Source organism: Enterobacter sp. 5-4, from assembly GCF_000612205.1.
Classification (GTDB): domain Bacteria; phylum Pseudomonadota; class Gammaproteobacteria; order Enterobacterales; family Enterobacteriaceae; genus Enterobacter; species Enterobacter roggenkampii.
In genome coordinates this window covers 49,879-70,463 of sequence record NZ_JFHW01000025.1, presented here as the reverse complement: position 1 = coordinate 70,463, position 20,585 = coordinate 49,879, and the positions used below count along the sequence as shown (strand labels likewise).

At 58.8% G+C, this 20,585-nt stretch carries 17 protein-coding genes; 9 read left to right on the top strand and 8 right to left on the bottom strand.

Annotated elements, in window-relative coordinates; all coding sequences use genetic code 11:
- The first annotated feature begins 4 nt into the window (after positions 1-4).
- Genes AA74_RS0116280 through iolB form a run of 4 tightly spaced genes read left to right on the top strand, consistent with a single transcriptional unit; the run spans position 5 to position 4,791 of the window.
- Positions 5-1,138, top strand: coding sequence for a Gfo/Idh/MocA family protein (locus tag AA74_RS0116280; protein ID WP_025912799.1), 1,134 nt, complete (start codon positions 5-7; stop codon positions 1,136-1,138).
- Between the two features lie 12 nt (positions 1,139-1,150).
- On the top strand, positions 1,151-3,055 hold the full coding sequence (gene iolC, locus AA74_RS0116275; RefSeq protein ID WP_032667596.1) for a 5-dehydro-2-deoxygluconokinase: 1,905 nt from the start codon (positions 1,151-1,153) through the stop codon (positions 3,053-3,055).
- An 11-nt stretch (positions 3,056-3,066) separates the two neighbouring features.
- A complete protein-coding gene (iolE, locus tag AA74_RS0116270; RefSeq protein WP_025912797.1) occupies positions 3,067-3,957 on the top strand; it encodes a myo-inosose-2 dehydratase in 891 nt (296 codons plus the stop codon).
- A gap of 9 nt (positions 3,958-3,966) precedes the next feature.
- Positions 3,967-4,791 carry a 5-deoxy-glucuronate isomerase gene (iolB, locus tag AA74_RS0116265; RefSeq protein ID WP_025912796.1) on the top strand — a complete coding sequence of 275 codons (825 nt, stop codon included), beginning with the start codon at positions 3,967-3,969 and terminating at the stop codon, positions 4,789-4,791.
- A 54-nt stretch (positions 4,792-4,845) separates the two neighbouring features.
- Here iolB and AA74_RS0116260 read toward each other — a convergent pair whose 3' ends face one another.
- Genes AA74_RS0116260 through AA74_RS0116250 form a run of 3 tightly spaced genes read right to left on the bottom strand, consistent with a single transcriptional unit; the run spans position 4,846 to position 7,347 of the window.
- Positions 4,846-5,589, bottom strand: a complete 744-nt coding sequence (locus AA74_RS0116260) for an alpha/beta fold hydrolase (protein ID WP_023294274.1) — start codon at positions 5,587-5,589, stop codon at positions 4,846-4,848.
- An 11-nt stretch (positions 5,590-5,600) separates the two neighbouring features.
- Positions 5,601-6,068: a DUF6130 family protein gene (locus tag AA74_RS0116255; protein WP_025912795.1), complete on the bottom strand. Its 468-nt coding sequence runs from the start codon at positions 6,066-6,068 to the stop codon at positions 5,601-5,603.
- 49 nt (positions 6,069-6,117) lie between these two features.
- Positions 6,118-7,347, bottom strand: a complete 1,230-nt coding sequence (locus AA74_RS0116250) for an MFS transporter (RefSeq protein ID WP_025912794.1) — start codon at positions 7,345-7,347, stop codon at positions 6,118-6,120.
- 97 nt (positions 7,348-7,444) lie between these two features.
- On the opposite strand from AA74_RS0116250, the gene AA74_RS0116245 reads away from it, so the two are divergent.
- A complete protein-coding gene (locus tag AA74_RS0116245; RefSeq protein ID WP_025912793.1) occupies positions 7,445-8,335 on the top strand; it encodes a LysR family transcriptional regulator in 891 nt (296 codons plus the stop codon).
- Here the strand turns inward: AA74_RS0116245 and AA74_RS0116240 are convergent.
- Entirely contained in the window at positions 8,332-8,520 is a 189-nt protein-coding gene (locus AA74_RS0116240) for a YfgG family protein (RefSeq protein WP_021241815.1), read from the bottom strand. The genes AA74_RS0116245 and AA74_RS0116240 overlap by 4 nt on opposite strands.
- Before the next feature lie 352 nt (positions 8,521-8,872).
- On the opposite strand from AA74_RS0116240, the gene AA74_RS0116235 reads away from it, so the two are divergent.
- Complete coding sequence (locus AA74_RS0116235; RefSeq protein WP_025912792.1) at positions 8,873-11,113, top strand: EAL domain-containing protein; 2,241 nt, start codon at positions 8,873-8,875, stop codon at positions 11,111-11,113.
- A 4-nt stretch (positions 11,114-11,117) separates the two neighbouring features.
- Here AA74_RS0116235 and ppx read toward each other — a convergent pair whose 3' ends face one another.
- The 4 genes from ppx to purM form a co-directional block, all read right to left on the bottom strand.
- Positions 11,118-12,656: an exopolyphosphatase gene (gene ppx, locus AA74_RS0116230; RefSeq protein ID WP_008501646.1), complete on the bottom strand. Its 1,539-nt coding sequence runs from the start codon at positions 12,654-12,656 to the stop codon at positions 11,118-11,120.
- A 3-nt stretch (positions 12,657-12,659) separates the two neighbouring features.
- Positions 12,660-14,720 carry a polyphosphate kinase 1 gene (gene ppk1 / locus AA74_RS0116225; protein ID WP_008501645.1) on the bottom strand — a complete coding sequence of 687 codons (2,061 nt, stop codon included), beginning with the start codon at positions 14,718-14,720 and terminating at the stop codon, positions 12,660-12,662.
- Positions 14,721-14,924: 204 nt separating this feature from the next.
- Entirely contained in the window at positions 14,925-15,566 is a 642-nt protein-coding gene (gene purN, locus AA74_RS0116220) for a phosphoribosylglycinamide formyltransferase (RefSeq protein WP_021241814.1), read from the bottom strand.
- Positions 15,563-16,600, bottom strand: a complete 1,038-nt coding sequence (gene purM / locus AA74_RS0116215) for a phosphoribosylformylglycinamidine cyclo-ligase (protein ID WP_008501643.1) — start codon at positions 16,598-16,600, stop codon at positions 15,563-15,565. Before purM ends, purN begins: the two co-directional genes overlap by 4 nt.
- Before the next feature lie 266 nt (positions 16,601-16,866).
- Here purM and AA74_RS0116210 point away from each other — a divergent pair, with 266 nt between their 5' ends.
- The 3 genes from AA74_RS0116210 to uraA all read left to right on the top strand — a co-directional run bounded on the left by AA74_RS0116210 (position 16,867) and on the right by uraA (position 20,515).
- The gene (locus AA74_RS0116210) at positions 16,867-18,297 is read left to right on the top strand and encodes a 6-phospho-beta-glucosidase (protein ID WP_025912791.1); all 1,431 of its coding nucleotides are present in this window, start codon (positions 16,867-16,869) and stop codon (positions 18,295-18,297) included.
- 215 nt (positions 18,298-18,512) lie between these two features.
- The gene (gene upp, locus AA74_RS0116205) at positions 18,513-19,139 is read left to right on the top strand and encodes a uracil phosphoribosyltransferase (protein WP_008501641.1); all 627 of its coding nucleotides are present in this window, start codon (positions 18,513-18,515) and stop codon (positions 19,137-19,139) included.
- Positions 19,140-19,225: 86 nt separating this feature from the next.
- Positions 19,226-20,515, top strand: a complete 1,290-nt coding sequence (gene uraA / locus AA74_RS0116200; protein ID WP_023294266.1) for a uracil permease — start codon at positions 19,226-19,228, stop codon at positions 20,513-20,515.
- Positions 20,516-20,585: the final 70 nt, after the last annotated feature.

Here is a 20,585-nt window from a genome sequence, read left to right as displayed (position 1 = left end):
CACGATGAAAGAGGTTCGTATTGGATTGATTGGCACCGGATATATCGGCAAGGCACACGCTATCGCCTATGCCCAGGCTCCGACGGTGTTCAACCTGCGGGGCAGGCTGGTGCGCGAGATGGTAGCGGAAGTCACGCCGGAGCTGGCGGCAGCGCGCGCGCAGGCGTTTGGCTTCAACCGCTCCACCGGCGACTGGCGGGCGCTGGTGGCCGACCCGGCGATTGACGTGGTGGATATTTGCTCACCCAACCACCTGCATAAAGAGATGGCGCTGGAGGCGATCCGCCACGGCAAGCACGTCTACTCGGAGAAGCCGCTGGCGCTGAACGCCCATGACGCGCGCGAGATGGTCGACGCCGCGAAGCGGGCCGGGGTGAAAACGCTGGTGGGGTTCAACTACATGAAGAACCCGACGGCGCAGCTGGCGAAGGAGATTATTGCCCGCGGCGAGATTGGCGAAGTGATCCACTTCTACGGCACCCACAACGAAGACTATATGGCCGACCCGCTCTCGCCCATTCACTGGCACTGCTTCAAAGAGACCGCCGGGCTGGGGGCGCTGGGTGACCTGGCGGCGCATATCGTCAACATGGCCCAGTACCTGGTCGGGGAGATCGAGCAGGTCTGCGGTGACCTGAAGATTGTTGTCCCGGCACGTCCGGCGAAGGCCGGGTCGTCAGACATGATTGCCGTCGAAAACGAGGACCAGGCCCACGCGATGGTGCGCTTCGCGGGCGGAGCGCAGGGCGTGATTGAAACCTCCCGCGTCGCCTGCGGCCGCAAGATGGGGCTGTCGTACGTCATCACCGGGACGAAAGGCGCCATCAGCTTTACCCAGGAGCGCATGGCGGAGCTGAAGCTCTATCTGCATGACGATCCGGTAAACCGGCAGGGGTTCCGCACCCTGCTCGTCGGCCCGGCACACCCGGACTACGCCGCGTTCTGCATGGGCGCAGGCCATGGGATTGGCTTTAACGATCAAAAAACGGTGGAGGTGCGCGACCTGGTGGACGGGATTGCCGCCGACGCGCCGATGTGGCCGGACTTCGAAGAGGGCTGGAAGGTATCGCGCGTGCTGGACGCGATCGCGCTCTCGCACCGGGAAGGCCGCTGGCTGAACGTGAATGACATTGTCTGATGAGGTATCAACGTGGAAAAGCAGTTTGATGTGATATGCATGGGCCGCGTGGCGGTAGACCTCTACAGTCAGCAGATTGGTGCCCGTCTGGAGGATGTGTCGAGCTTCGCCAAATACCTCGGCGGCTCGTCCGGCAACGTGGCGTACGGCACCGCGCGCCAGGGGCTGCGCTCGTCGATGCTGGCGCGCGTCGGCGACGAGCATATGGGCCGCTTCCTGCGCGAAGAGCTCAGCCAGGTGGGCTGCGATACCAGCCATCTGATTACCGATAAAGACCGCCTCACGGCGCTGGTGCTACTCGGCATTAAAGACCGGGACACCTTTCCTCTGATTTTTTATCGCGATAACTGCGCGGATATGGCCATTACGGCCAGCGATGTGGACGAAAGCTACATTGCCTCCGCACGGTGTCTTGCCATCACCGGGACTCACCTTTCTCATCCTCAGACCCGCGAGGCGGTGCTGACGGCGCTGGGCTATGCCCGCCGTCACGGCGTGCGCACGGTGCTGGACATCGACTACCGTCCGGTGCTGTGGGGGCTGACCTCCTTAGGCGACGGCGAAACGCGTTTTATCGCCGCGGATAAGGTCACCCGCGAGCTGCAGGAGGTGCTGCACCTCTTCGACGTCATTGTCGGCACCGAGGAGGAGTTTCACATTGCGGGCGGCAGCACGGAGACCCTGCAGGCGCTGGGGCAGGTGCGTGCGGTGAGTCAGGCCACGCTGGTCTGCAAGCGCGGTGCGCTCGGCTGCTCGGTTTATACCGACGCCATTCCGCCCCGGCTGGACGACGGCCTGACGGTGACCGGCGTGCGCGTGGAGGTGCTGAACGTCCTCGGCGCGGGGGATGCGTTTATGTCCGGCCTGCTGCGCGGCTACCTGAACGACGAGGGCTGGGAGCAGGCGTGTCGCTATGCCAACGCCTGCGGCGCGCTGGTGGTCTCGCGCCACGGCTGCGCCCCGGCGATGCCGAGCAAAATCGAGCTGGATGACTATCTCTCCCGCGCTGCGAACGTGCCGCGTCCGGATCTCGACCCGCGTCTGAATCATCTGCACCGGGTCACTACCCGCCGCCGCGAATGGCCGGAGCTGTGCGTGATGGCCTTCGATCACCGCAGCCAGCTTGAGGATATGGCGCTGCAGTGCGGGGCGTCGCTCAAACGTATTCCGGCGCTCAAGCAGCTGATCCTGCAGGCCAGCCGCGAGGCGGCGAGCCGGGCCGGGCTGGAGGGCAAAGCCGGCCTGCTGTGCGACGGCACCTTTGGACAGGACGCGCTGAACGCCATCACCGGCGAGGGGTGGTGGATTGGTCGCCCCATTGAGCTGCCTGGCTCGCGTCCGCTGGAGATGGAGCACGGCAACATCGGCACCCAGCTTATCAGCTGGCCGCAGGAGCACGTGGTGAAGTGCCTGGTCTTTTTCCACCCGGAAGATGCCCACGGCCTGCGCCTGGAGCAGGAGCAGAAAATCGCTGAGGTGTACCACGCCTGCTGTCAGTCCGGGCACGAGCTGCTGCTGGAGGTGATCCTGCCTGCGGCCATGCCGCGCAGCGACGAGCTCTACCTGCGCGCCATCTCCCGCTTCTACAACCTCGGCATTTACCCGGACTGGTGGAAGCTGCCGCCGCTTTCCGCCGAGGGCTGGACGGCACTGAGCGAGATTATCGAACGCCGTGACCCGCACTGCCGCGGGGTGGTGATCCTCGGCCTGGATGCCCCTGCAGAACAGCTGCGCGCCGACTTCAGGGCCGCAGCGGGGCAGCCGCTGGTTAAAGGCTTCGCCGTAGGGCGCACGCTGTTCGGCGATGCCTCCCGCGCGTGGCTGAAACACGATATTAACGATGCGCAGCTGGTGGCGCGCATCCGGGACAACTACCTGCAGCTTATCGCCTGGTGGCGCGAGCGCGGACACGCATAATGGAGACGACAATGAGTGTACAACTGGGCATTAACCCGCTGACGTGGACGAACGACGATCTGCCTTCTCTGGGCGCAGAGACGCCGCTGGAGACCTGCCTGAGCGAAGGGAAAGAGGCCGGTTTTGCAGGGTTTGAACTGGGCAATAAATTCCCGCGCGAAGCGCGGCTGCTTGGCCCCATCCTGCAGCGCCATGACCTGCAGCTGGTCTCCGGCTGGTACTCCGGCCGACTGCTGGAGCGCAGCGTGGAGGAGGAGATCGCCGCCGTGCAGTCCCACCTGACGCTGCTGCGCGAGCTGGGGGCAAAGGTGCTGGTCTTTGCGGAAGTGAGCGGCTGCATTCACGGCGAGCAGCAGACGCCGGTGCATCTGCGTCCGCGTTTCCCGCAGGCACGCTGGAAGGAGTATGGCGAGAAGCTCACGGAATTTGCCCGCTACACCCAGCAGCAGGGGGTGCAGATTGCCTATCACCACCATATGGGGACGGTGATTGAGTCCGCTGACGACGTGGACAACCTGATGACCCATACCGGCGAAGAGGTTGGGTTGCTGCTGGACACCGGTCACCTGACCTTTGCCGGGGCCGAACCGCTGGCGGTGGCGCAGCGCTGGGCGTCGCGTATCAACCACGTTCACTGCAAAGACGTGCGTGCCGACGTGCTGGCGGACGTGAAAAACCGTAAAACCAGCTTCCTTGATGCGGTACTGAGCGGCGTGTTTACGGTGCCGGGCGACGGCTGCGTGGATTACCCGCCGATCATGCGGCTGCTGAAGGCGCAGGACTATCACGGCTGGTTGGTGGTGGAGGCGGAGCAGGACCCGGCGGTTGCCCATCCGCTGACCTATGCCCGTCTGGGGTATAACAACCTGAGCCGCCTGGCGCGCGACGCCGGGCTTATTTGAGGAGGTGACATGTCACGTCTGTTATCACGCTGGCAACAGCCGAACGCGGAGGGGCGGACCCAGTACGTCACGCCGGAACGCGCAGGGTGGGGATACGTCGGCTTTGAGGCGTATGAGCTGCATGAGGGGCAGCAGCTGACGCTGCCCGCCGTCAGCGAAGAGCGCTGCCTGGTGCTGGTCGCCGGACGCGCCTCCATCAGCACGCCTTCCGCGCAGTTTAACGACATCGGCGAGCGGATGAGCCCGTTCGAGCGCATCAAGCCGTGGGCGGTGTACGTTACCCCGCAGGAGACGGTGCAGGTGAAGGCGCTGACGAGGCTCGAGCTGGCGGTCTGCGCCGCCCCCGGCAAGGGCACGTATCCGACGCGGCTGATTGCGCCGCAGGATATCGACGCTGAGGCGCGCGGCAAGGGCCACAACCAGCGCTACGTGCACAACATTCTGCCGGAAGATAAGCCCGCCGACAGCCTGCTGGTGGTGGAGGTCTGGACCAACGAGGGCTGCACCAGCTCGTACCCGAGCCACAAGCACGACACGGATAACCCGCCCCGGGAGACTTACCTGGAGGAGACCTACTACCATCGCCTCAACCCGGAACAGGGGTTCTGCATGCAGCGGGTTTACACCGACGACAGAGCGCTGGATGAGTGCATGGCGGTCTACAACCGTGACGTGGTCATGGTGCCGAAGGGCTACCACCCGGTGGCGACGATGGCCGGGTATGACAGCTATTATCTCAACGTGATGGCCGGGCCGGTGCGCAAATGGATGTTCACCTGGGAAGAGGACCACGCGTGGATTAATCGGGATTATCCCGTGGATGGCGGGCACTGAGGCTATTTTTTGCCGGGTGGCGCTGCGCTTACCCGGCCTACAATTTACAAAATACTATTTTGCTTCAATCGCCTGCTCAATCGTCCGGGCGATAGCCTCCGGCTGGCTCACCATCGACACGTGGCTCGCGGAGACCTCGGTGGTTTTCGCATGGATCGTCTTCGCCATCGCACGTTCAAGATCGGGGTTGATCATTCGGTCATTTTTGCTGACCACAAACCAGCTCGGCTTATCATGCCACGCCGCGTGGGTCACCTTTTCACCAAACGCATCGGCCTTAATTGGCCCCTGCGTGGCCGCGATTGCAGTTTGTTCCTCGGGCTTCACGTCCGGCGCGAAATCCTTCCTGACGGCGTCCGTTGGCAGATATAAATAGCCGTCCGCCGTTTTGGCGATGCCCGCGCTGCCCGGCGGCGGCGGGTAGCTTCCCGCGAGGTCCGCCGTCGACTGGCCGGCATCCGGCGCGAACGCCGCCACATACACCAGCGATTTCACCCGCGCATCGTTGCCCGCTTCGCTAATCACGGTGCCGCCCCAGGAGTGACCCACCAGCACGACATCCCCCTGCGCGCGGGCGATGGCCCGCTTTGTGGCGGCAACGTCATCGTTAAGCGACGTGAGCGGCAGCTGGACGGCAATGACCTCTGCGTGCTGTTTCTGCAACAGGGTAATCACCTTATTCCAGCTGCTGCCGTCGGCAAACGCGCCGTGCACCAGCACGACGCTGGTTTTGCTCTGTGCAAAGGCGCTGGCGGAAAGCGCCAGCAGGCCTGCCGTCAGTACAGTCAGTGCTTTCATCTTCAGACTCCTTAAAAATGGTGGACCGCCGCGTGGGGCGGTACGGTGAATTCGATGGTTTTGTGGTCGAGCGGCTTGTGCGTCGGGTCGGCCAGAATAATCGTCACCTTGTGTTTACCGGCGGGGAGTCCCACCAGAATCACCGGCTCTCCGCTGGCGTCAGCCCAGTGCCACGGCGCGTCATCCACCACCACGTGAATGTGCCCGATGCGCGGGGTGACCTTGAGCGCTTCAGGTCCGAATACCGGCTCGATGCGCAGGTTTTTGGCACGGTACTGGATAAACACCGCGCCTTTACTCAGCGGGCCGGAAAGCGGCGGATCGACGATCAGTTTTGCCGGCGGTTGCGGCTGCGCCAGCGGGGCAACGGCGGCGGGGCCGTTAACGTCCGCGGCGCTCAGGTTGTCCAGCGGCGTGGCCTGGGCATGTGTTACAGAGGCCAGGACGAGCAGGGGTAAAATTGCGTAACGACGAATCATGGTTCTCTCCTCATCGGTTCTGAATGACAACAGGGAAAGAAAACCATTTTTATGTATCGGAGATATTTGCCGGAGGGGGCGTTTTGTACCCGTTTGTCAGCGCGTCGCGCGGGATACAGTGCGATACAGTTTGCCTCCCGGGACGGCGCACGATCGCTATCGCCAGCCCGGCAATCACCAGCGTTAACCCCGTCGACACTCCCATTGCACCCGCGATCCCCAGCGTTTTGTTCAGCCATGCATAGGCAAACGGTGCGGCTGCGGCCATCAGCTGGCCCGGGATAAGCAGCATGCCCGTGCGGCGGGCATAGCTTTCCGCGCTAAACAGCTCCAGTGGCAGTGTGGCTTTTACTATGGTGACCAGCCCGTTGATGGCGCCGTAGCCCAGCACAAACCCGGCCGCGCACCAGACAAACAGGGCGCTGCTTATTCCCACAAGAAAACACAGCGGCATAGCAAGAGCGGTAAAGAGCGTAAGTTTGAAGGGGGTTAAGCGGCCACCTGCCAGCACCTCCAGCGAGCGCGCGCCCGTCTGGCCGATCCCCCACAGCATGCCGATGGCGACCGGCAGGCCAAAGTGGGCAATAAACTCCGGCAGATGGGTGGAGGTGCCGTTAGAGACAAAGGTGATAAGGGCGATGAAGGCCGCATAAAGCCAGGCTTTACGCCGCTCGTTGCGCAGGGGCGGCGCGATGGCCTTCGTGTTTTCCGTCAGCCGCTGCCGGGGAAGCGTGCGGATCAGCACTGCGCTCAGCAGGCCAAGCAGGGCATAAATGCGTAACGCGTCCTGCCAGCTCATGATGTGAAGCAGGCCATCGCCCAGCGGCCAGAAGACGGCGGAGGCCAGCCCGCCCGCCAGCGTGACGCGTGAGATCGTTCTTCGCGCCTGCTGCCCGTAGAGGTTGACCAGCGCGGCGAACAGCGCATCGTACAGCGACAGGCGCATCCCAGTGCCGGCGACAATCCAGGCGCCGTACCAGCCATAAAGCGTCCGTGTATACGCCATTTCTGCGCAGCTTGCGGCGATCAGCAGCGTTCCGACCATCACCACTTTTTGACCGCCAAAGCGTGCCAGCAGGCGGGCGACAAAAGGAGATACCGCCGCCATCACCAGCATCGCCAGCGTCAGGCCGAGGTAAATCTGCGGTGACGACCATCCCCGGTCGGCTGAAATGGCCCGCGCAAAGGTGCCGGGCATATAAAACGAAATCCCCCAGTTGATGAGTTGATTACACCCGGCGGTGAGGGCGAGGCGACGAGGAAGGACAGAGGTTTCCATGAGTTTTCATTCCGTTATGCAGTTGTCCTGAGCATAACGGGCGCGGTATTGTGCTGGCAGGACTGCAACCTTATGCGCGGTATAAGAGAAACTTTGAATGACGACGCTTAATCTGGGCTATCTCGCCACCTTCCGCCTGGTTCACCAGCGCGGCAGCTTTTCAGCGGCAGCGGACGTTCTGGGCCTCTCCCAGCCCGCCGTCAGCCTGCAAATACGCCAGCTGGAGCAGTTTCTGCAAACGCGGCTGGTGGAGCGTACCGGGCGAGGGATTAAGGCGACGGCTGCCGGAGAAACCTTGCTGGCGCACGGGGAGCGTATTCAGCAGGTGGTGGATGACGCCATCCGGGCCGTGAATGCGTTTAGCCACGACGTGAGCGGCACCATTACCCTTGGCACGGGGGCGACGGCCTGCATTCATCTTCTGCCGCCGCTGCTGGAGCAGCTACGCCGCGACTATCCGCTCCTGAGCGTGGGAGTCACGACGGGCAACACCCTCGACATCGTCAGGGCCATTGAAGAGAACCGTCTCGATATGGGGCTGGTGACGCTGCCGGTGAGCGGCAGAGCGCTGGACGTCATGCCGGTGATGGACGAAGAGTTTGTCTTTATCGCCTCAAGGGAGCAGCAGGACGCTTTCAGGGAGTTAACCCCGGAGGCGCTCCATGCCCAGCCGCTGATCGCCTTTGAGACAGGCAGCGGGACCCGGGCGCTGATCGATGGCTGGTTTGCCGCCCATGGGGTAGCGATGGCGCCGGTGATGCAGCTTGGCAGCATCGAGGCGATCAAACGCATGGTTCGCGCGGGGCTGGGCTACAGCATCGTGCCGAGAATGGCGGTAGAACAGGATGCCGATCGCGAGGGGCTATGCGTGATGTCGCTGACGCCCATGCTGCAGCGGCAGCTGGCGGTGGTGATGCGGCAGGATAAAATCCTCAGCAAAGGGATCGCGGCCTTTATTCGGCTCGTACAGCATCCTTCGGGGGGTTAGCGGTCAGCGGTGTCGACGGTCAGACTGGATTGCTGTGACTGGGTTTTGTCCTGATGGTGGTACCAGGCGCCAATCGAAGAGTAAACGAAGCGGCCAAAGAAAAACAGGAAACTGATAAGCAGTATGATGCGGGTCATTCGGGTGTTAAATCGATGTCGTTTGCGCATACGCGTGACCTGACTCACTCTGTTTTTCCTGGATAAGCCCTCCCGGGCGATAAGGATATTAAGGCACAGCGGGAAGATGGGGTCAATTCTGTGATGTGTAAATAACCGTCAACGTTTGCATTAACTATTGTTATTGAAATTAATAATTGCATTTACCATATTGATAATATGAAGAAAATTATTTCACAAAATTCTTCTGCAAGGCTTATTTGCGTGAAATAGTTTGATTTAAGTCAACGGATTCCCAGCTCTGATATTTAAAATCCCTCCTCCACACTGTTCACTCTGCACGTCGCGGGGTGGCGCCAGGTCAGGTTGGATGCCTGTCTTTATTTTCCCTCTGGAGAAAAAGGGGTTTAACCGGGCATCTATGAAGATTTTCGCTTTCCTGAAAAACAATAAATACCGTTGGTGGGCATTGCCGCTACTATTACCGGTGGTTTTGCTTCCCGTGCTGAGCGTGGCAAATACGTTCACGCAGCTGGGGGACGGTATCGCGGCGCTTTATTATTTACCGCTCTCCTTTTTGCTCTCGCTAATGATGTTCTTTGGCCTGGAAGCCCTTCCCGGGATCGTGTTGTCGCTGTTTATCCGCTATTACCCGTCGGTCGGGATGTTCGAAACGGTTGCCGGGGTGCTCCATTTTATTGTCCCTTTAGTCCTCAGCTGGGGCGGCTACCGGGTGTTTGCGCCCAGACGCAATATGACGGCGTACGGCGACATCCGGCTGATGGCGCAGCGCATCTTCTGGCAGGTTATCTGCCCCGCGACGCTGTTTCTGGTGCTGTTTCAGTTTGCGGTGTATCTGGGCGTGTATGAGAGTCGCCAGAGCCTCGCGGGGTTGAACCCTCTTAACATTCGTACGCTCATTAACTACCAGGCGCTGCTGGTCAGCGGGCTGACGGGCGTGCCGTTGAGCTATCTGCTGATCCGCCTGATCCGTCATCCGCGCTATATCAAAAGTCTTCTCTCGCAGATCCGTTTCCAGATAGATAAAAAGGTGACGGCCGCAGAGTTTTCGCTGTGGGCGATTGCGCTTGGCGGGCTGCTGTCGCTGCTGCTGCTCCCGATAAATGAAAACAGCTCCATCTTCACCACTAACTATACCCTGTCGCTGCTGATGCCGGTGATGCTCTGGGGCGCGATGCGTTTTGGCTATAAGCTGATTTCGCTGATCTGGACCCCGATACTGCTGGTGTCCATTCACTATTTTTACCGCTATATCCCAGTGAACGCGGGGTACGATATTCAGCTGGCGATCACCTCTTCCAGTTACCTGGTCTTTTCGTTTGTGGTGATTTATATGTCGATGCTGGCGACCCGGCAGCGCGCGGTGAACAAACACGCCCGCAGGCTGGCACTGCTCGATCCGGTTGTCCATATGCCTAACCTGCGGGCGCTGTCGCGCGATCTGGCGAAGAATCCGTGGTCGGCGCTCTGCCTGCTGCGCATTCCGGAGCTGGAAATTTTGGGCCGAAATTACGGCGTGCAGCTGCGTATTCAGTACAAACAGCAGCTGGCGCAGTGGGTTAACGGTACGCTCCAGCCCAATGAGCAGGTGTATCACCTCACCGGATATGACATGGCGGTGCGGCTCAACGCGGAATCGCACCAGCAGCGGATTGACGCCCTGGACGAGCATATCAAGCAGTTCCGCTTTGTCTGGGACGGCATGCCGCTGCAGCCGCAGGTTGGCGTAAGCTACTGCTATGTCCGGTCCCCGGTTAACCATCTTTATCTGGTGCTGGGGGAGCTGGCGGTGGTGGCCGATCTGTCACTCTCCTCTAATCACCCGGAAAATCTTCAGCAGCGCGGTGCCGTCCATTTGCAGCGCAGCCTGAAGGATAAAGTCGCGATGATGAGCCGCCTGCAGAAGGCGCTCGACAACGACGAATTCATCCTGCTGGTTCAACCCGTTCGCGGCCTGCGTGGCGATTGCTATCACGAAGTCCTGCTGCGGATGCCGGATACCAATGGGATACTGATCTCCCCCGATCAGTTCCTGCCCGTCGCGCAGGAGTTTGGTTTGTCCTCCCGGGTGGATCTGTGGGTGCTTGAGCATACGCTGCGCTTCCTGGCCGCGCATCGGGAAAGACTGCCCGGCCAGCGCTTTGCTATTAATCTGGCGCCTTCAACAGTGTGCCGGGTGCAGTTCCCGCTTGAGGTGAGCCGCGTGCTGGCGAAATACGCTATTGAGCCGTGGCAGCTGATCTTTGAAGTGACGGAGTGCAGCAACTTCTGCAACGCGGAGCAGGCGCTGCATATCCTCAGTCAGCTGCAGAAAATGGGGGTACGCATTGCGATTGATGATTTTGGTACCGGCTATGCAAGCTACGCGCGGCTAAAAAGCGTGGACGCAGATATTCTTAAAATCGACGGCGACTTCATCCGAAATATCGTCAACAACAGCCTGGATTATCAGATTGTGGCGTCTATCTGCCATCTGGCGCGCATGAAGAAGATGCTGGTGGTGGCGGAATATGTCGAGACCGAAGAGATACGTAGCGCGGTTCACGCGCTAGGTATCGATTATGTGCAGGGCTATCTGATTGGCAGACCGGCACCGCTTGAGTCACTGCTGGAAACAGAGGCGTCCTGCGCGGACGCCTGAACCGTTACGCGGCGACGTCGGCGCTCTCTTCCTCGATTTTGAGCAGCCAGCCGGTGACCGCTTCCCAGTACTGCTGCTCCTTTTCCAGGTCCAGCAGGACCAGCGCGTTCTGGCTGAACCAGTCGTGCGGGAAGCTCAACGTCCAGTGATGGTCGTCGGTTTTCAGCTTCAGCGTGGGCGGCGTGGTGGTCGCCTGACGCTGGTTATTGAGCAGCACGCCCAGACGCAGGAGCTGAATCAGCGGCAGGAACTGCTTTTTCTTAAACAGCGTGAAGCGCGGCAGGTCGTCGAGCTTGATGGCTTTGCGGTGATAGCGCACCAGGGTCGCCATCATGGTTTGCTGCTCCTGGTTGAAGCCAGGCAGATCGCTGTTTTGCAAAATATAGGCCGAATGGCGGTGCATCCCGCTATGGTTGATATTCAGACCCACCTCGTGCAGCATCGCGGCCCATTTCAGCAGCGCGGCAAGCTGCGGGTGCGCCAGCTTCGGATTCTGCTCTTCCCACTGTTCATACATCTGCACCGTGGTGTCCAGCACGCGCTTCGCCTGCTCGCGGTCGATGTTGTACTGGTTGGCCAGGCTTTGCGCGGTGCGGCTGCGAATATCCTGATGGCGGAAGCGGCCTTCCATTTCGTACAGCACGCCTTCGCGCAGCGCGCCGTCGGACAGGCGCAGCTCTTTAATGGCCAGCGCATCAAACACGCCGCAGAGAATGGCCAGCCCCGGCACGAAGACCGCCTTACGCTCGTCGGAAAGCCCCGGCAGGCTTAAGGCGTCAAAACTTTTATGCTTCAGCACTTCGTCGGTCAGCAGCGTCAGGCGTTCGGGCGTGATGAACCCATCTTTTTCACCCATTGCCAGCAGCACTTCATGCGCCGCCTTGATGGTGCCCGACGCGCCCAGCGCCACGTTCCAGCCCTGAATGCGGTACTGCCAGGCCAGGTTTTCCAGCTTCTGGACAGCCGCCATACGTGCACGCTGGAAGTTCTCGCGGGTGATGGTGCCGCCCGGGAAATACATCTGCGCGAAGCTGACGCAGCCCATACGGCGGCTTTCCACCAGGCGAGGCTCAAAGTCTTCGCCGATCACCAGCTCCGTAGAACCGCCGCCGATGTCGATCACCAGCTTGCGCCCTTTTTCCGGCTGGGTGTGCTCGACGCCCATGAAGATCAGACGCGCTTCCTCGTTACCGGAGATGATCTCAATCGGGTAGGGGATCACCTTTTCGGCCCGCTTGAGAAACTCTGGCGCATTCAGCGCCTGGCGCAGGGTGTGGGTGCCCACGATGCATACGCTGGAGGGCGAGAAGCCCTGCAGGCGTTCAGCAAACAGCGACAGGCAGTTTAACCCGCGCTCCATCGCCTCTTCGCTGAGCATGCTGCGTTCATCAAGGCCATCCGCCAGGTGTACGCGCTGCTTCAGACGACCGATGATCTGCAGCGCGCCATCCACCTCACGGGCGATGACCATGTGGAAACTGTTAGAGCCAAGATCGACCGCGGCGAATTCCTGCGGGCGTGGGGTCTTATCATTTATCGGCATAGGTTAATCGGGTTGCTCGAGTGATTTGATATAGTCGTAAATCGCCAGTTGCGACCGTACTTTACGGCGGTTGCCGCGCGGTACATAGCGGTTACTGAGTTCTTTGTCGATATAGCGCGCTTTCACCGTATCGCTGAACAGGATCTCGATAATGTCGAGAATACGCTGTTTCAGACGCGGATCCAGCAGCGGGGTTGCGACTTCAATTCGGTAGTCAATATTGCGCGTCATCCAGTCTGCCGAAGAGAGATAGACCTGTTTGTCGCCTGCATTATCGAAAATATAGACCCGATCGTGTTCCAGGTAACGGTCAACAATGCTGATCACCCGAATATTATCGCTGATGCCTTCCAGTTCCGGGATCAGCGAGCACATGCCGCGGATCAGCAGGTTAACCGGTACGCCAGAGCTGGACGCGGCGTACAGCCTGTCCACCAGTCCTTTGTCGACCAGATTGTTAAGCTTCAGGGTGATGCCGGACGACAGCCCTTTCTGGGCATTGGCAATCTCTTTATCAATCATATCGTACAGCAGACGGCGCGAGTTCTGCGGCGAGACCAGCAGATAGTCGAAGCTGACAGGGCGGTACGGATTCTCAATGAAGTTAAAGACCCGGCGTACCTCGTTGGTGATGCGCGCATCGGCGGTCAGCAGCGAGTAGTCGGTATAAATTCGCGCCGTTTTCTCGTTAAAGTTCCCGGTACCGATGTGGGCATAGCGCACCACGTCGTCGCCCTCTTTACGGGAGATCAGGAACAGCTTGGCGTGAATTTTGAGACCCGGCGCGGAGAAGATCACGTGCACGCCCGCTTCCGTCAGACGGCGCGCCCAGTGAATGTTCGCCTCTTCGTCGAAGCGGGCCTGCAGCTCAACCACCACGGTCACTTTTTTGCCGTTGTGCGCGGCGTGGATCATCGCATCGATGATGCGGGAATCTTTTGCCACGCGGTAGATGTTGATTTTGATCGCCAGCACGCTCGGGTCGAACGAGGCCTGTCGCAGCAGCTCCAGCACGTGTTCAAACGTGTGATACGGGTAGTAGAGCAGAACATCGCGCTCGCGAATGGCGTCGAACCCGTTGCGGAATTTATCAAACCACAGATGGCGCAGGCGCGGCAGCGGCTTGTTCACCAGATTGGCCTTGCCGACGTTCGGGAAGCCAATGAAGTCTTTAAAGTTGTGGTAACGGCCGCCCGGCACGATGGAGTCATAGCGCGAAATGGTCAGCTTCTCGCGCAGCATTTCTACCATGGCGTCCGGCATATCGCGCTGATAAACAAAGCGCACCGGCTCGGCCGTCAGGCGTTGTTTCAGGCTGGAGGACATCAGCTCCATCAGGCTGGCCTCCATCTCGTGCACCAGGTCATATTCGGCGTCACGGGTCATCTTCATCGAGTAGGCGTTTAGCGCATCGTAATCGAAGAAGCCTTTGAAAATGTCGTCGAGACAGTAGCGCAGGATGTTGTCCAGCAGGATCATCGGCTTGCGTCTGCGCGGGGTTTCCGGCGGCAGGTTCACGAAGCGCGGGACCTTGTCGGACGGGATCTCCAGCAGCGCGTAGCGAATGGATTCACCGCGAATAATTTCTACGGCCAGATAGGTGTAGTCATCTTTCAGGAACTGCACCAGATCGGTTTCGCGGTTGATGAGAATCGGGGTAATGTGCTGGCGCAGGTACTGTTTAAAATAGTGGCGCAGCCAGTTTTGTTGGTTAACGGAAAGCTGACGTTCGTTAATCAGGAAGATTTGATTGCGCGCCATCTCCAGCAGCAGTTCGTTATACAGGCCGTCAAATTCCTGATCGGCTTTCAACACGCGGGACTGGATTTTGCCCAGCAGATGCCGCGAGTGAGAGTTTAAGCCCTGTTCTTCGCTGATGATGATCCGTCTTTTCAGCTCGGCAAAGCGAACCTTGTAGAACTCATCCAGGTTGTTGGAATAGATGCCCAAAAAACGCATGCGTTCGATCAGCGGGTTACTTTTGTCAGCCGCTTCCTGGAGTACACGTTCGTTAAATGCTAACCAGCTTAGCTCTTTCTCGATATATAACTTTTCCTGACCCATTACAGCTCACACTCCAGTTCAATCACAGGACGTGGTAAATCCGTCTCGTCCTTATTATGGCGAGCATTTCCACGATATGTCCAACAGTGCCAGAAAAGTATGACAGTTATTTTTTTTGTTGGGGAATTTAGAAGGTTGGAGAAGGGAATATCGGGTAATGCAAGGTAGATGTCGGGTAAGCGCGGCGCCACCCGACATAACAAACTACTCTTCCGCCGCATGGCCCTGCGGGGGTAACTTCACGCCATCCAGCCAGGCAGCGCCGTCGCGCATTTCGAGGCGCCCGTCGACAAACCAGCTTACCACCAGCGGGTAAATGGCGTGTTCCTGGGTCTGCACGCGTTCGGTCACGTCTTCTTCGCTGTCGCCGTCAAAGACCGGGACTTTGGCCTGCAGGATCACCGGACCGCCGTCCAGCTCGTCGGTAACGAAATGCACGGAGGTGCCGTGCTCCTCATCGCCGTTTTCCAGAACCTGACGATGGGTGTGCAGGCCGGGATATTTCGGCAGAAGAGAAGGGTGAATATTCAGCAGACGTCCGGCGTAGTGCGCAACAAAAGCCGGGCTCAGAATGCGCATATAGCCCGCCAGCACCACGACGTCCGGTGCGTAGGCATCAATCTCCTGAACCAGCTCGCGGTCAAAGGCTTCACGCCCGGCGAACTGGCTGGCTTCCAGCGCGTGCGCGGGAATGTTCGCTTCCCGCGCGCGCTCAAGGCCGAACGCGTCGGCCTTGTTGCTGAATACTGCCCGAATGGTGCCGTTGATTTTCTTCTGTTTGCAGGCGTCAATGATGGCCTGCAAATTGCTTCCGTTGCCGGAAATGAGCACCACGATGTTTTTCATTCAATGACCACACGCTGTTCGGAATCGGAGGCTTTAATCGTACCGATTTTCCACGCGTTTTCACCTTTTTCGGTCAGCAGTTTAACCGCTTTATCCGCTTCGCTTGCCGGCAGGGCGATAACCATGCCCACGCCGCAGTTAAAGGTGCGGTACATTTCGTGAGAGCTCACGTTGCCTGCGGTCTGCAGCCAGTTAAACACGGCCGGCCACTGCCATGAGGATTCGTCGATTACGGCCTGGGTGTTGTCCGGCAGCACGCGCGGGATGTTCTCCCAGAAGCCGCCGCCGGTCAGGTGGGCGATAGCGTGCACGTCAACGTTCTCAATCAGTTCCAGCACGTTTTTAACGTAGATGCGGGTTGGCGCCAGCAGGTGGTCTGCCAGCGGTTTACCGTCAAGCTCGGTGGTCAGCGGGTCGCAGCCGCTCACTTCGAGAATTTTACGCACCAGAGAGTAGCCGTTGGAGTGTGGGCCGCTGGAGGCCAGCGCGATCAGCACATCACCATCCGCCACTTTGCTGCCGTCGATAATTTCTGATTTTTCTACTACGCCGACGCAGAAGCCCGCGACGTCATAATCTTCGCCGTGATACATACCCGGCATTTCAGCGGTTTCGCCGCCGACCAGCGCACAGCCGGACTGCAGACAGCCTTCGGCGATACCGTTAATGACGCTGGCCGCGGTATCCACGTCCAGTTTGCCGGTCGCGTAGTAATCGAGGAAGAACAGCGGCTCTGCGCCCTGAACCACCAGGTCATTCACACACATCGCGACCAGATCGATACCGATCGTGTCGTGACGTTTTAAATCCATCGCCAGGCGCAGCTTGGTGCCTACACCGTCAGTACCCGAGACCAGAACAGGTTCACGATATTTTTGCGGCAGCGCGCACAGTGCGCCGAATCCACCCAGACCACCCATCACTTCCGGGCGGCGGGTTTTTTTCACCACACCTTTGATTCGGTCAACCAGCGCATTACCTGCGTCAATATCAACACCGGCATCTTTGTAGCTGAGAGAAGTTTTGTTGGTCACGGCTCAAGTCCCCACGCGATTGCATAGCTAGTAAGAAAAATCGGCGCAATTCTAACAGTCCAGGCAAACGTTTGCGAGCCTATTCTCGGTGCGGGGATCTTTTTTTCTCTCTGGCTTAGGCAGGGCGACAAACTTGACTCTGTTCACGAAAATGAAACCGGTTTCGGCGTTCTGCTTGCAACGGCTATCCCCTTTGCACATCATCGAACTGAAACCGGTTTCTGTAATTGTTTTTGCAGAAAATAACGCAGAATGAGGGAAAGCAAATGTCAGGATTTAAAGCAGATTTTCTGTGGGGTGGTGCCGTTGCGGCGCATCAGCTTGAGGGCGGCTGGAAAGAGGGCGGCAAGGGCGTTAGCGTTGCCGATGTGATGACGGCGGGCGCGCACGGCGTACCGCGCGAAATCACCAACGGCGTGCTTGAGGGGAAAAATTACCCTAACCATGAAGCCATCGATTTCTACCACCGCTATAAAGAAGACATCAAACTCTTTGCCGAGATGGGGTTCAAATGCTTCCGTACCTCCATCGCCTGGACGCGTATCTTTCCGAAAGGTGACGAGCTTGAGCCGAACGAGGCCGGTCTGAAATTCTATGACGATCTGTTCGACGAGTGCCTGAAGTACGGCATCGAACCGGTGATTACGCTTTCCCACTTCGAGATGCCTTTCCACCTGGTCACGGAATACGGCGGCTGGCGCAACCGTAAGCTGATCGACTTCTTCGTTCGTTTTGCGAAAGTGGTTTTCCAGCGCTATCAGCATAAAGTGAAGTACTGGATGACCTTTAACGAGATCAACAACCAGGCCAACTTCCATGAAGATTTTGCGCCGTTTACCAACTCCGGGCTGAAGTACGCGCCGGGTGAAGATCGTGAGCCGGTGATGTTCCAGGCCGCGCACTATGAACTGGTGGCCAGCGCCCTGGCGGTGAGGGCGGGGCGCGAGATTAACCCGTCCCTGCAGATCGGCTGCATGATTGCCATGTGCCCCATCTACCCGCTGACCTGCGCGCCGGACGACATGATGATGGCGATGAACGCCATGCACCGCCGCTACTGGTTCACCGACGTCCATGTGCGCGGCAAGTATCCGCAGCATCTGCTCAACTACTTTGAACGTCGCGGCTTCGCGCTGGATATCACCGAAGAGGATAAAGTCGCGCTGACGCAGGGCTGCGTGGATTACATCGGGTTTAGCTATTATATGTCCTTCGCCACCAAGGCGACGGCGGACAACCCGCAGCTGGACTATGACGAAAGCAAGAGCCTGGTCTCCAACCCGTACGTGCAGAAATCCGACTGGGGGTGGCAGATTGACCCGGTGGGGCTGCGCTACTCCCTCAACTGGTTCTGGGATCACTACCAGCTGCCGCTGTTTATCGTTGAAAACGGCTTTGGCGCAATCGACGTGCAGGAGAGCGACGGCACGGTGAACGACCAGTACCGCATTGACTACCTGGCCGCCCACATCCGCGAGATGAAAAAAGCGGTGGTGGAGGATGGCGTCGATCTGATGGGCTATACCCCGTGGGGCTGTATCGACCTGGTGTCTGCCGGTACCGGTGAAATGAAAAAACGCTACGGCTTTATCTTTGTCGATAAAGACAATGAAGGCAACGGCACGCTGAACCGCAGCAAGAAAAAGTCGTTCGACTGGTATAAGCAGGTGATTGCGAGCAACGGCGATAACCTGTAATTGTCGGGTGGCGCTAACGCTTACCCGACCTACACTACACGTAGGCCCGCGTAAGCGTAGCGCCACCGGGCAAAACCTCGCACTTAAGCCGGAGACCTGTCTCCGGTTTTTTGTCTTTGCTTGATCCCTGTCAAGCAACATGGGTATGGCGCAATCCGAAAAAAGCGGTATAATCCCGCGATTTTTTTGCGGATGCCATTCAGAGGAGAAAGAGAATGAAGATTGTGGAAGTGAAACACCCACTCGTTAAACACAAGTTGGGCCTGATGCGTGAGCATGACATCAGCACGAAGCGTTTTCGCGAACTGGCCTCTGAAGTCGGCAGCCTGCTGACTTACGAAGCGACCTCCGATCTGGAGACAGAAAAAGTCACCATCGAAGGCTGGAACGGCCCGGTGCAGGTTGAGCAGATCAAAGGTAAGAAAATTACCGTTGTGCCAATCCTGCGTGCCGGTCTCGGCATGATGGAAGGCGTGCTGGAGCATGTGCCAAGCGCGCGCATCAGCGTGGTGGGGATCTACCGTAACGAAGAAACCCTCGAGCCAGTTCCTTACTTCCAGAAGCTGGTGTCCAACATCGACGAGCGTATGGCGCTGGTGGTTGACCCGATGCTGGCAACCGGCGGTTCAATGATTGCCACTATCGACCTGCTGAAAAAAGCGGGCTGCAGCAGCATTAAAGTGCTGGTGCTGGTTGCGGCACCGGAAGGGATCGCGGCACTGGAAAAAGCGCACCCGGACGTTGAGCTGTATACCGCCTCTATCGACCAGGGCCTGAACGAGCACGGGTACATCATCCCGGGGCTCGGCGATGCCGGCGATAAGATCTTTGGTACGAAATAATCGAATAACGATAAATAAGCCGACTTTGATAGTCGGCTTTTTTTTGAATAAAACACCAACAACGATACTACTCAGAGGAAAACACTATGACGCGCCGTGCTATCGGGGTGAGTGAAAGACCGCCGCTTTTACAGACTATCCCGCTTAGTTTGCAGCACCTGTTCGCCATGTTTGGCGCAACCGTGCTGGTGCCAATCCTGTTCCACATTAACCCGGCTACCGTACTGCTGTTCAACGGCATCGGTACGCTGCTGTATCTCTTTATCTGTAAAGGCAAAATCCCGGCATATCTCGGGTCGAGCTTCGCCTTTATCTCTCCGGTGTTATTGTTGCTGCCGCTGGGCTATGAGGTCGCGCTGGGCGGCTTTATCATGTGTGGCGTGCTGTTCTGCCTGGTCTCCTTCATCGTGAAGAAAGCCGGTACCGGCTGGCTGGACGTGATGTTCCCCCCTGCGGCGATGGGCGCCATCGTGGCCGTCATCGGTCTTGAGCTGGCGGGCGTGGCGGCGAACATGGCCGGCCTGCTGCCAGCAGACGGCCAGTCGCCGGATTCCAAAACCATTATCATCTCGCTGGTGACGCTGGGCGTAACGGTCTTTGGTTCCGTGCTGTTCCGCGGCTTTATGGCGATTATCCCGATCCTGATCGGCGTGCTGGCGGGCTATGCGCTCTCCTTTATGATGGGCGTGGTGGATACCACCCCGATTGCGCAGGCGCACTGGTTCGCGCTGCCTACCTTCTATACGCCGCGCTTCGAATGGTTTGCGATTTTCACCATTCTGCCTGCAGCGCTGGTGGTGATTGCAGAGCACGTCGGCCACCTGGTGGTGACGGCAAACATTGTCAAACGTGACCTGATCCGCGACCCGGGCCTGCACCGTTCCATGTTTGCGAACGGTTTCTCCACCATCATTTCCGGTTTCTTTGGATCTACGCCAAACACCACCTACGGTGAAAATATCGGCGTGATGGCGATTACCCGCGTCTACAGTACCTGGGTTATCGGCGGCGCGGCGATCATCGCCATTCTGCTCTCCTGCGTCGGCAAGCTGGCGGCAGCGATTCAGATCATCCCGGTGCCGGTGATGGGCGGCGTGTCTCTGCTGCTGTACGGGGTAATCGGTGCCTCCGGTATTCGCGTGCTGATTGAATCCAAAGTGGATTACAGCAAAGCGCAGAACCTGATCCTGACGTCGGTGATCCTGATTATCGGCGTGAGCGGCGCGAAGGTGCACATCGGGGCGGCCGAGCTGAAAGGCATGGCGCTGGCGACCATCGTCGGCGTGGGCCTGAGCCTCATTTTCAAGCTGATCTCCGTGATCCGCCCGGAAGAGGTGGTGCTGGACGCTGACGAAAGCGAAAAAGCGTCACAGTGATCCTTTAACCGGGCGGACGATCCGCCCGGTTCTCTCCTTGCAGGTTCCGTGTTAAACTCCATGCCGATTT